At 61.4% G+C, this 11,740-nt stretch carries 9 protein-coding genes and 1 pseudogene; 6 read left to right on the top strand and 4 right to left on the bottom strand.

All coding sequences use genetic code 11. The features are described 5' to 3' along the window. Window positions 1-13: 13 nt before the first annotated feature. The 5 genes from TR36_RS11890 (at window position 14) to TR36_RS11870 (ending at window position 6,218) form a co-directional block, all read left to right on the top strand. Entirely contained in the window at window positions 14-1,570 is a 1,557-nt protein-coding gene (locus TR36_RS11890) for an FGGY family pentulose kinase (RefSeq protein WP_062763330.1), read from the top strand. A 65-nt stretch (window positions 1,571-1,635) separates the two neighbouring features. Then, window positions 1,636-2,202: an SIS domain-containing protein gene (locus tag TR36_RS11885; protein WP_045393157.1), complete on the top strand. Its 567-nt coding sequence runs from the start codon at window positions 1,636-1,638 to the stop codon at window positions 2,200-2,202. A 177-nt stretch (window positions 2,203-2,379) separates the two neighbouring features. Further along, complete coding sequence (locus TR36_RS11880) at window positions 2,380-3,933, top strand: amidohydrolase family protein (protein WP_062763328.1); 1,554 nt, start codon at window positions 2,380-2,382, stop codon at window positions 3,931-3,933. Then, window positions 3,933-5,156 carry an amidohydrolase family protein gene (locus tag TR36_RS11875; RefSeq protein ID WP_045393161.1) on the top strand — a complete coding sequence of 408 codons (1,224 nt, stop codon included), beginning with the start codon at window positions 3,933-3,935 and terminating at the stop codon, window positions 5,154-5,156. The genes TR36_RS11880 and TR36_RS11875 overlap by 1 nt, the downstream gene beginning before the upstream one ends. A gap of 171 nt (window positions 5,157-5,327) precedes the next feature. Continuing rightward, window positions 5,328-6,218 carry a 5'-methylthioadenosine/S-adenosylhomocysteine nucleosidase gene (locus TR36_RS11870; RefSeq protein WP_045393163.1) on the top strand — a complete coding sequence of 297 codons (891 nt, stop codon included), beginning with the start codon at window positions 5,328-5,330 and terminating at the stop codon, window positions 6,216-6,218. A 42-nt stretch (window positions 6,219-6,260) separates the two neighbouring features. On the opposite strand, the pseudogene TR36_RS11865 reads toward TR36_RS11870, so the two are convergent. Both TR36_RS11865 and TR36_RS11860 read right to left on the bottom strand, forming a co-directional pair. Then, a pseudogene (locus tag TR36_RS11865) lies at window positions 6,261-6,542 on the bottom strand (ABC transporter permease subunit); the annotation flags it as partial. Window positions 6,543-6,648: 106 nt separating this feature from the next. Further along, the gene (locus TR36_RS11860) at window positions 6,649-7,854 is read right to left on the bottom strand and encodes an amidohydrolase (protein ID WP_045393169.1); all 1,206 of its coding nucleotides are present in this window, start codon (window positions 7,852-7,854) and stop codon (window positions 6,649-6,651) included. A 254-nt stretch (window positions 7,855-8,108) separates the two neighbouring features. Here TR36_RS11860 and TR36_RS11855 point away from each other — a divergent pair, with 254 nt between their 5' ends. Beyond that, a complete protein-coding gene (locus TR36_RS11855) occupies window positions 8,109-9,401 on the top strand; it encodes an alpha/beta fold hydrolase (protein WP_062763326.1) in 1,293 nt (430 codons plus the stop codon). 62 nt (window positions 9,402-9,463) lie between these two features. On the opposite strand, the gene TR36_RS11850 is transcribed toward TR36_RS11855, so the two are convergent. Further along, a complete protein-coding gene (locus TR36_RS11850) occupies window positions 9,464-10,579 on the bottom strand; it encodes a peptide ABC transporter substrate-binding protein (RefSeq protein ID WP_052362674.1) in 1,116 nt (371 codons plus the stop codon). A 349-nt stretch (window positions 10,580-10,928) separates the two neighbouring features. Then, a partial coding sequence (locus tag TR36_RS11845) for a pseudouridine synthase (RefSeq protein ID WP_370553402.1) occupies window positions 10,929-11,740 on the bottom strand: 812 nt, incomplete at its 5' end.

The following is an 11,740-nucleotide window of genomic DNA, read 5'->3' as shown; positions in this document are numbered from 1 at the left end:
GGGAGGGGCGAAAATGGCATATGTTCTTGGAATTGATGTGGGATCGGGCAGTGCGCGGTGCGGGGTGTTCGACGGGGCAGGGCAATTGCTGGCCACGGTGCAGCACCCGATCCGGGCCCACCGCCCGCAGGCCCGGTGTGTAGAGCAATCTTCGCAGGATATCTGGCAGGCGGTCTGTACTGCCACCAAAGGGGCCGTTGCCGCTGCGGATATCGATGCGGCCAAGGTGCGGGCCCTGTCCTTCAGCGCGACATGTTCGCTGGTCCTGCTGGATCGGTCCCATGAACCCCTGTGCCTGAGCGAGGGTGCGGCAGGCTGGGACATGTTCATGTGGATGGACCAGCGCGCGCATGAGGAGGCGCGGATCTGCAACGCCACCGGCTCCGAAGTGCTGAGGAACCTGGGCGGCTCCATTTCGGTAGAGATGCAGATCCCCAAGCTTCTGTGGCTGAAGCGAAACCGTCCCGATCTGTGGGACCGGCTGGGCTATGCCGCAGATCTGGCGGATTTTCTGGGCTGGCGGGCCACGGGCACGAACCTGCGTTCGGTCTGCACGTTGGGGTGCAAATGGACCTATGATGCGGATGCAGGGCGATGGGTTTCGTCCTTCTTCGACCAGATTGGTTTGGCGGATCTGCGCGAAAAGGCGCAGCTGCCCGAGGTAGCATCAGCCGTCGGCGCATTTGCCGGCCCCCTTACCGCGCAGGCGGCGGCAGAGTTGGGACTGACAACCGGTTGCAGGGTGGCGGTGGGGCTGGTTGATGCCCACGCCGGGGCCTTGGGCACATCCGGGCTTTATGCCGATGATGCGCTGGATACGCGGCTGGCATTAATCGCGGGCACGTCGAACTGCCATATCGCGCTGACGAAACAGCGGGTAGAGGTGCCGGGCATCTGGGGGCCGTATCAGGGGGCGGTGCTGGATAGCATCTATGCGCTGGAAGGCGGGCAGAGCACCACGGGTGCCATGCTGGACCAGATCGTTTCCCTGTTCGCGGCAGCGCAGCATTATGGCGATGCCCCGCACGGTCCGCTGGCGACCAAGCTGCTGTCACGGATGGAGCGGGAGCCGGATCAAGCCGGTGACATCATGGTGCTGCCCGATTTTCTGGGCAATCGTGCGCCCTTTGCGGATCCGACCCTGCGGGGGGCCATCCTTGGGCTGACGCTGGAGGATCCGGAGGAAACCTTTCTACGTGTCTATTGGGCTGCCTGTGTCAGCATCGCCTACGGCACGCGGCAGATCATCGATGCGATGCGCGCCAAAGGGGTCCCGATCCGCAAGATCCACCTGAGCGGGGGACATGCCAAATCAGCGTTGCTGGTCCGGCTTTATGCCGATGCGACGGGGTGTGAGGTTCTGCTGTCGGAAACGGCCGAACCCGTCCTGTTGGGCGCGGCGGTGGCAGCCTGCAAAACGCTGGACGGCGAAATGGATATCGCCAGAAGCGTCAGCGCCCGCGCGGCGCGCGTGGTGGCCCCGAACCCCCGATCCGCGGAAATGCACAACGACCGCTATGCCCGCTGGTGCGGGGAGTATGCGCGCAGGGGTCTGGGCATCGGGGCATAGCCGCCCCGTACCGGCGGCATGGCCCCGTGCCGTGCCGCAATACCATAATCAGGAGAATACCGGACATGACCCTTATCTCATTGGAAACCGCCGACCGGCTGCTGGACGAATTGCGTCCGGGCCTGGGGGTCGATGTGTTGCAACAGATCGAGCCTTTGGGCCAGCTATTGGCCACGGCACGGCGTATCGTTTGCCATGGCGTCGGCCGCGAGGGGCTGATGATGCGCGCGCTTGCCATGCGGCTGTTCCATCTGGGCTGCGATGTCCATGTGGTGGGCGACATGACCCTGCCGCCAGTCGGGGCCGGTGATGTCTTTCTGGTCAGCGCGGGGCCGGGTGATATCGCGACCATCGCCACCCTTTGCGGCATTGCGCGGACAGCCGGGGCAAAGGTTGTCTGCTTTACCGCCGAGCCGGACGGGCCGGTTCCGCAGGGGGCTGATCATGTGGTGCACCTGCCCGCCCAGACCATGGCGGCGGATCAGGGAAGCAGGGCCACGTCCATTCTCCCCATGGGTTCCTTGTTCGAGGCTCTCATGTTCCTGTTCTTCGAACTGGTGGTGCTGGATCTGCGGGACCGGCTGGAAATCACACCCATGGCAATGCGGGCCAATCACACCAATCTGGAATAGGCAGGTTTTGCCCTGTCCGGTGCGGTTTGGCCGGAAAGTGACCATTTTATAGCCGAAGCTGGGCTGTGGGCCGAACGGTATGCGGACCCGGCATTGTCTTTTCCGGTCGGGTATAAATGATCGCAGGTACATACCGCGCGGCCCTCCCGGCCTCATCCCGGACTGCACGAGGGTTTCATGAAGGACTGCATTATCGAAGCCGGAGCCGTGATCTGCGGGCGCGGTGCCGATGGTCTGGCCGAAGTGCATCATGACGCGGGCATCCGGGTGCAGAATGGCGTGATTGCCCGGATCGGGCCGCTGGCCGAAATTGAAAAAGAAAACGACCATTTGCCGCGTTTCGGCGGACAGGGAATGATCGCGATGCCGGGGCTGGTGAACAGCCACCACCATTTCGGCATCACGCCCTTGATGAGCGGTGTTCCCTTTGCTCCGCTGGAAATGTGGCTGCCGCAGTTCCGCGGGATGCGCCAGATCGGCCCGCGGCTTGATACGCTGTATTCCGCGATCGAGATGCTGGAAAGCGGCACGACCACGGTCCATCATATCCACTCGGGGCTGGTCGGCGGGCCGGATCAATGGGCCGATGCGACCGATGCCATTCTGGGGGCCTATGGCGATATCGGGATGCGTGCCGGTTATTCTTTCATGATGCGCGACCAGAACGTCATGGGATACGGGCCGGATGCCGGTTTTCTGGCAGGGTTGCCCGCGCCGCTGCGGGGATGGCTGTACGAACAGCTTGCCGCAACGCGCACACCGACGGCTGACTACATGGCCTTTTTCCGCGCCATGCGAACACGATGGTCGGATCGTGCGCCGGACCGCGTTCGCATGCATCTGGCCCCCGCCAATATCCATTGGTGCAGCGACGAAAGCCTGCAGATGATATTCGGGACAGCGCGCGAAGTCGGGTCCAACATCCACATGCATCTGGCGGAAACCGAACGTCAGGCGCGGTTCGCGCATGAATACTACGGCTGTTCGGCGGTGGAGCATCTGCACCGCCTTGGCTGCCTCGGGTCGCATCTGACGATCGGGCATGGCAACTGGACAACGGCACGCGATCTGGACCTTCTGGCCGGCTGCGGCTGCATGGTCTGCCACAATGCCAGCTCGGGTCTGCGCCTTGGTAGCGGTATTGCCCCTGTGAACGAAATGGTGAAACGCGGCATTCCGGTGGCGCTTGGCATCGACCAGTCCAATATTCTGGATGACAGGGACATGACCGTCGAAATGAAGCTGGTCTGGGCGTTGCACCGGGAAACGGGCCTGTTCAATGACCGGCTGGATGCAGCGCAGGTGCTGCAATCGGCAACCGAGCATGGCGCACAAAGCGCGGGCTTCGGGGGGGAGGTCGGCCGCCTTGAACCCGGGTTGCGGGCCGATATCGTGCTGCTGGACCGGGGCAGGCTGGAACGCCCCTTTGTTGATCCGCGTACACCGATCGTTGATACCGTGCTGCATCGGCTGACCAGATCCGCAATCGCGCAGGTGTTCGTGGATGGCGAACTGGTTGTCGACGGTGGACGCGTCACGAGAATTGACCGCGATGCCGTGATGGCCGAAATCCGTGACCGTATGGCCGCACCGCAGACCAAAGGAGAGGCCGTCAACCGCGCAATGGTGGCCGACCTGATGCCGCACATCATCGCGGATCTGCGGCGCAGCGATCTGGATCGCGGATACGAACCGTATCGTTACTCATCTTTCAACGCGGGGCGGCCTTGATGTCCATCACAATACGCAACGCTGTTCTGGCCGAGGCGCCGGATACGCGCCTTGATCTGGCAATCACCAACGGGCGCATTGCGGCAGTCGGCACGAACCTGACCCCGGCCGAGGAGGATATCGATCTTGGCGGGCGGCTGATCGTACCCGGTTTTGTCGAAACCCATATTCATCTGGACAAGGCCTGCATCCTTGATCGCTGCACCATCTGCCGCGGCGACATCCAGGAGGCAATCCAGCAGGTCGCCTCGGTCAAGGCGGGTTTCACCGAGGATGACGTATACCGGCGTGCCAGCGATACATTGGCCAAGAGCGTGGCGCGTGGCACCATGCGCATGCGCACGCATGTAGAGATCGATCCCGTCATCGGCCTTCGCGGTTTTCACGGGGTGCGCCGTGCCATTGCTGATTACAAATGGGCGATGGATGCCGAGATCTGCGTGTTCCCGCAAGAGGGCCTGTTGAACAACCCTGGCACCGATGCGCTGTTGCGGCAGGCGTTGGAGGAGGGGGCAGAGGTGCTGGGTGCCGCGCCCTATGTCGATACCGATTCAAAGGGGCAGATCGACTGGACATTCGACACGGCGCGCGAATTCGATGTCGATATCGACATGCACCTCGATTTCGGTTCGGACACCAGCATGATGGATGTGGACCATGTGTGCCGCCGCACCGAGGAATACGGTTGGGGTGGGCGCGTCACCATCGGCCATGTTACCAAGTTCAGCTATCTGCCGCGGGCGCAGCTGGCTATGCTTGCAAAACGGCTGGCCGATTGCGGGGTGGCGGTGACCGTGCTGCCTTCTACCGATCTGTTCCTGATGGGGCGTGATCATGATCATGCCGTGCCGCGCGGCGTGGTCCCCGCGCATGAGCTGTTGACCTATGGCGTGAATTGCTCGCTCTCTACGAACAATGTGATGAACCCGTTTACGCCCTATGGCGATTGTTCGCTTGTGCGTATGGCGAACCTCTATGCTAATATCGCGCAAATCGGCGTGGCGGAGCAGATGGCCGAATGTATGGCGATGATCACTAACCGCTCGGCAAAGCTGTTGAACCTGCCGGATTATGGGCTGGAGGTCGGGAGGCCCGCGGATTTTGTGGCGCTTGATGCGTTCAGCCCGGCATCGGCGGTGGCAGAGATCGCGCAGCCGATCATGGGTTACAAACGCGGCCGTCGCAGTTTTACCCACCCGCTGCCGCAATTGCATCGCCCCTGAGGCGGGCATGGAATAGAATGCTTTGGTGGCTGCCAGACCGTAACGATTATCAGATAGTATATCTTATGTGATATAAAGGCAGTGCGCGTTACGTCATGTCCGAAATAACCGCTATGCATTCGTCGGTCCTGACTTTATGGTTTTGGAAACAAACGCTTATAGGTTCCTTTCATGTCCATTGTCCGTCCTGCACTTGCCGCGCTTATGCTGTCCGCTGTTCCCGCCTTTGCCGATACACCACGGATTGCCGTCATGTCGGCGTTCGAGCCGGAATGGATCAGCCTTCAGGCCGATATGACGGATGCGGAAACCCAGGTGATCAACGGGCAGCGGTTCATCACGGGCCAACTGTCCGGGCAGGATGTGGTCCTGTTCCTTTCCGGCGTGTCGATGGTGAACGCAGCAATGACCACGCAGCTTGCGCTGGATCATTTCGATATCCGGTCGATTGTCTTTTCCGGCATCGCAGGCGGCGTGAACCCTGATCTGCACATCGGTGATGTGGTGGTGGCGGCCGAATGGGGCCAATGGCTGGAAACCGTCATGGCCCGCCGGGGTGAGGATGGGTACGAACTGCCGGGCTTCATCTCCTCGCCCTTCCCGAACCACGAGATGTTCTTCACCACCGAGACGACCGTCGCCTCCGATCGTGGCGAACCGGAGCAACGATTCTGGTTCGATGCCGATGCCGATCTGCTTGAGGTTGCCCGCAAGGTGGCGGCCGATGCCCATCTGGCCGATTGCAACGCCGAGAACAAATGCCTGGCCGAACCGCCGCAAATCCATGTTGGCGGGCATGGAGTGTCGGGGTCATCCTTTATGGACAACGCCGAACTTCGGGAATGGATCTTCAATACGTTTGACGCGCAGGTCGTCGATATGGAATCCGCCGCCGTGGCACAGGTGGCATGGTCCAATCAGGTGCCCTTTATCGCCTTCCGCTCCTTGTCCGACCTTGCCGGTGGTGGTGAGGGGGAAAACGAGATGGGCGTGTTCATGTCTCTCGCCTCGGAAAACTCTGCAACGCTTGTGAAGGCATTTCTGACGGCACTGCCGCGGTGATCCATTACGGATAACGAACATCCGAGGCTGGCGCCGGCTGCATCATGCCAGCCGGCGTTTTCTGTCGTTTCTCCATTTCATGATGATCATGTCGAAGCTCAGCGCCATCAGGAAAACACAGGTTCCGAGAACAAAGTTCTTGCCCAGATCTGCGCCTGCAAGCGTACGCTGAAGCTCCTGCCCCTGATCCTGCGTGCCGATAAAGGCGGCAATGATGACCATGAAGAATGCGAACATGATGGCCTGATTGAACTCCACCGCCATGGTGGGCAAGGCCAGAGGCAACTGTACGAACCACAGTTTCTGCATCCGCGTCGTACCGGACACCCTCCCCCGATCCGTTCCCGCCGTTTGCCATGGGGCACTTGGGGGGCAATGCCCCGATAGACCGCGCAAACACTGCCTGCGCCATCCATCAGAGCAATTGTCTTCAGGCGGGCATGCCCATCTCGGTATGGACGATCTCGGCCCAGAACCGGATTCCGAAGGGGATGGCCTCATCGTTGAAATTGTACTTCGGGGTATGCACGATATGGACAGAGCCGTCGGGCGCCGTTCCGTTTCCGATCCATGAAAACGTGCCGGGAACCACACGCATCATTTCCGAAAAATCCTCTCCGCCAGTGGTCTGCGGAATATCGGTCATGACGTTCTCGATGCCGACCACGGCCTGTGCGGCAGCGGTCGCGACCTTGGTCTGTTCAGCCTCGTTGGTCACGCCATAGGTCTTGTGCCAATAGGTCACCTCGGCCTCGCAGCCCTGCATTGCCGCGCACCCATTGGCGATTTCGGTGATCCGCCGTTTCATCGTCTCGTTGATGTCAGAGTCGAAGGTTCGCACGATCCCTGCAATCAGGAATTCGGCGGGCATCACATTGGGTGAGGTGACAACCCCCGACGATACATGCCCCACCGATACGACCGCCGTATCGCTGGAGGGGATATTCCGGCTGATGATGCTGTGGACCATCGCCAGAAAATTGCCACCGGCCACCGTCACATCGGTTGCCTTATAGGCCCAACCGCCGCCATGACCGCCCGTACCCTTGAACTTCACCTGCCACCATGATCCCGCAGCCATGATCGGGCCGGGGCGACATCCGATCTGCCCTAGGGGCATTCCGGGGCGGTTGTGCATTCCGTAGATGGCGTCGCAGGGATATTTCTCGAACAGACCATCCTCGACCATCTTGCGCGCCCCTCCGCACCCTTCCTCACCGGGTTGGAAAATCAGGATGACGGTCCCGGCAAAATCGCGCGTTTCGGCCAGATAGCGTGCGGCCCCCAGCAGCATGGTGGTGTGCCCGTCATGGCCGCAGGCGTGCATGATGCCGGGGGTCTCCGAGGCATAGGGCACGCCCGTTTCCTCAATGATGGGCAGGGCATCCATATCCGCCCGCAAACCGATGGTCCGCTGCCCCGGACGATTGCCCCGGATGATGCCGACGACCCCCGTACCGGCCATGCCCACATCCGTCTCGATACCCCATTCCCGCAGCTTGTCCGCCACCAGCTGTGATGTTCGAACCTCTTTCAGCCCCAGTTCGGGATGGCGGTGGATGTCCTGCCGGATATCGACCAGTTCCTGAAGATAGGGGGCAATGTGCTGTGCTACATCCTGCGTGTGTGTGCTCATGTCATCTCCTGGAGTTTGCGCCTATCCTTGCGCGGTATGCCGCGGGATGCGAGTCCCCTATCACCATGTTTCCAATATATTTTATTGATATTTCGCATGTATATTGGGCAAGTCTGCGCATGTGTGCCACAAATCTGGTCCGGCAACACGGGCCGCCGTTTCCGAAGGGCTGGACATTTCGTTGCATGAGCATACGAAGCGGTTGATCGATGTCGTGCGCCTTGCCAGAAACCATTTTATCTACGGAAGCCGAAATGCAGCAGACTATCCAATCCTACAGGGTTCCGGGGCTTTGCATCCGTGATATCAGCCTGCCCGTACCGCTTGACTGGTCCAACCCGGACGGCGAGGCGATCGATCTGTTCGCGCGTGAGGTGGTGCTGGCGGAACACGCGACAAAGGACCTGCCGCTGCTGATTTTCCTGCAAGGGGGTCCGGGGTGCAAGGGGCCGCGCCCGGTTCTGGGCCGGAATGCTTGGTTTGCCGAGGCGTTGAAATCCTACCGCGTGATCCTGCTTGACCAGCGCGGAGCCGGACGGTCCAGCCCCGTGACCGGCGCGCGCATCGCGAAATTTCCGGGCGGTGAGGCCGGGGGTGCCTACCTGGCGCATTTCGGCGCGGATAGCATCGTGCGTGATTGCGAGCATCTGCGCAAAACGGTCTATGCCGGTGTGAAATGGACAACCTTGGGCCAAAGCTACGGCGGCTGGATCACGCTATGCTATCTGTCAACGGCCCCCGAGGGTCTGGAAGCCTGTCTGGTGACGGGCGGTCTGGCAGGACTTGATGCGGGGGCCGACGATATCTACCGCCGCACCTATCCGCGCGTTCGTGCCAAGAACGAGGAGTTCGCCGCCCGTTACCCCGCCGCGCGCACGGCGGCCAACAGAGTGGCCGATCTGATTGCGGAACATGCACCTGTGCTGCCGGATGGTGACAGGCTGACCGTCCGCCGTTTCCAGCTTCTGGGCCTGTCATTCGGGCAAAGGCCGGGTTTCGAACATCTGCACTGGATGCTGGACGAAGCCTTTGATCCCCATTCGCCCTGCGGTCTGTCGGAAACCTTTCTGTCCGCCGTGATGGCCGAAACGGGTTTTGCCGAGAACCCCTTGTTCATGGCGCTGCATGAATCGATCTATTGCCAGAACGGGCAATCCAGCAACTGGGCCGCCGAACGGCAGCGCGCGGCGCACCCCGATTTCGCGCAGACGGCCCGCCCCCTGCTGTTCACCGGCGAGATGATGTATCCGTGGATGCTGTCCGAAATCCGTGCGCTGCGCCCCTTCCAATCCGCGGCTGAGGCCCTGGCCCGGCGCCCTCTGGATCGGATGCTTTATGACCCGGCACGCCTTGCCGCGAACGAGGTGCCGGTGGCCGCTGCGGTATATTATGATGATATGTACGTGGACGCGGGCCTGTCACTGGAAACCGCCGGACGCATCGGTGGCCTGAAGGCATGGGTCACAAACGAATATGAGCATGACGGACTGCGGGAAAGCGACCGCGTGTTCACCCGTCTTCACGGCATGATCCTGAACGATCGCTGACGCCGGGCCCGACCCGCGTCTTGCCTCCCCCGGATCGCCATGCAGGCAAACCGGGGGCAATGTCAGTCCACCCGCGACCAGTCCGCGATGTTCCACAATTCGCTGTCCCAGTTGTTCATCCGCGGGCCATCCAGCGATTTCGCCTTGCCCGAGATATTGCCGCGATGAACGATGGGCAGCATCGTGAAGGATTGCGCAAGGATATCGTTCATCTCTCGCGCAACGGCGGTGCGCGCCTCCAGGCCGTCGGTCTCGCGCAGTTTCTCCGCCAGCGCGTCATATTCCGGCGAACAGAACCGCTGGACATTGCTGCCCTGCCACTGGTTCGAAGGCGACGGAATGCTGGCACAGGTCCATTTTGCCAGAAAGGATTCCTGATCCGTGCCTTTGGAATTGTCTGTGTACATCTCGATATCGGCAAAGAACTTTTGCCGCGTGTCCGGATTGCCCGCATCCCCGCCAAAGAAGACGGAACCCGCCACGTTGCGCAATTCCACCTCGGCACCGATATCCTGCCACCATTGCTTCAGGATACCTTGTGTATCCTGTCGCACGCCGCTGGTCGTGGTGGTGAACAGCAAGGACAGCTTGCGCCCGTCCTTGTCACGGATGCCGTCGCCGTCGGTATCGACCCAACCGGCTTCGGTCAGCAAGGCCTTTGCGCGATCCACGTCCTGAGTCAGGCATTCGTCATTCGCGGTGGACACATATTGCGCGGGGGCGGGAACGATGTTGCATGTCGGTTTGCCAAGGGGGCCGTAAAGCGCCTCGGCCAGCACGGGACGGTCAATCGCCAGCGAGAGCGCGTGACGAACGTCAATATCCGCCAAGATTGGATGTTCCCCTCCCTCCACGGTGGAGCGTAGCGCGTTCAGTGCCGGATCGGGGTCGGTCTGGTTCAGGAATACATATTCAACGGCTGACCCGAATGCCGTGACCGGATCGCCCCTGCCCTTGGCCATCATCTGGTCAAGCACATCGGGCGCCAGTTGGAGGTTCCACGCGAAATCCGTCTCTCCAGTCTCGAATACCGCCCGCGCGGCCGATGTCGCATCCCCACCGCCCTTGATGACGACATTCGCGAAATGCGGCTTGTCCGCGTCACGATACAGCAGGTTCATGGCATAGGTCGCCACGTCGTTGGGCCGGAAGTCCGTCACCACATATGGGCCTGACATATGGGCCTGTGCCGATCGGGGCGAAGTTCTGGGCGGTGCATTTGATGATCTTGGCGCCGGTGCAATCCCGGAACTGTCTATTCCGTCGATGACGGGTTATGGGCGTTATCCGGGTGGTCGGGGCGCGGGGTGCCTACGTCGGCCGCGCTGTCGAAATGCTTTGCCGAAACCCTTGTCTGCCCGACTACGGGGGCTGGATACTGGCCGCATAAGGCCCCCTCGACCGTTCATGCACGAAGGGTTCTGGGCTGTGCCGTGCAACGGTTCCGGGGGGCCGTTGAACCAATGGCGGGACCGGCAGGAAGCGCGTCGGAATGTGCAGGGCTGACAGCGCGCCTGCACATGCACGCTATGCGAAGATGGAGGCGATTTCAGCCGCTGACAGCAGCTTCCACTGGCCGGGTGCCAGATCATCGGGCAGGGAAAGCCCGCCCTGACGTTCGCGGTGCAGATCCTCCACGTGGTTGCCGGTGGCTGCGAACATGCGGCGCACCTGATGGTAGCGTCCTTCCGTCACACTCAGCAGGGCTTCGGTGGGGGAAACCACTTCCAGTCGGGCGGGGGCAAGCGGCTTTTCCTCCCCCTCCAGCATCAATTCGCCCGAAGCGAACAGGCTGCCCTCGGTGCCATCCAGCGGGCGTGCCAGTTTCGCCCGATAGGTCTTTGTCACATGGCGTTTGGGGCTGATCACGCGGTGCAGCAGATCCCCGTCATCCGTCAGCAGCAGCAGGCCCGACGTCTGCTTGTCCAGCCGGCCCACCGTCGACAGTGCCGGATCGCGCAGTTTCCAGCGCTTGGGCAGAAGGTCATAGACCAGCCCCCCTTCTTCCTTGTGCGAACACGTCACGCCCAGGGGTTTGTTCAGCAGGATGACCATTCCGGCCACAGGGTCCAGCGGTTCTCCATCTACCTCCATCCGGGTGGGCAGATCGGGGGTAACGGGGATCCGCATTGTCACATCCGTCAGATCGTCCCCGTCCAGCGTGATCCCCCCTGCCTTTGCCATCCGCGCCATATCCTTGCGAGAGCCGTAGCCCATCGAGGACAGCAGCCTGTCAACGCGGGAGGTGGGGATTTTGGCCATGGCATTTCTTCTTTGCATGAGGGTCTGCGATCCTAGCGAGCCGGGGCCAAAGTTGAAATCCTCATTCGGCATGTCCC

It is taken from the genome of Falsirhodobacter sp. alg1, assembly GCF_000739715.2.
In the GTDB taxonomy this organism is placed as follows: domain Bacteria; phylum Pseudomonadota; class Alphaproteobacteria; order Rhodobacterales; family Rhodobacteraceae; genus Falsirhodobacter.
This window is presented reverse-complemented; position numbering and strand designations above follow the sequence as displayed.

Coding starts and splice junctions, on each gene's coding strand:
- TR36_RS11850 (WP_052362674.1), bottom strand. CDS start 10,579: ATGTCAGGCCCATATGTGGTGACGGACTTCCGGCCCAACGACGTGGCG.
- TR36_RS11875 (WP_045393161.1), top strand. CDS start 3,933: ATGTCCATCACAATACGCAACGCTGTTCTGGCCGAGGCGCCGGATACG.
- TR36_RS11860 (WP_045393169.1), bottom strand. CDS start 7,854: ATGAGCACACACACGCAGGATGTAGCACAGCACATTGCCCCCTATCTT.
- TR36_RS11885 (WP_045393157.1), top strand. CDS start 1,636: ATGACCCTTATCTCATTGGAAACCGCCGACCGGCTGCTGGACGAATTG.
- TR36_RS11855 (WP_062763326.1), top strand. CDS start 8,109: ATGCAGCAGACTATCCAATCCTACAGGGTTCCGGGGCTTTGCATCCGT.
- TR36_RS11880 (WP_062763328.1), top strand. CDS start 2,380: ATGAAGGACTGCATTATCGAAGCCGGAGCCGTGATCTGCGGGCGCGGT.
- TR36_RS11890 (WP_062763330.1), top strand. CDS start 14: ATGGCATATGTTCTTGGAATTGATGTGGGATCGGGCAGTGCGCGGTGC.
- TR36_RS11870 (WP_045393163.1), top strand. CDS start 5,328: ATGTCCATTGTCCGTCCTGCACTTGCCGCGCTTATGCTGTCCGCTGTT.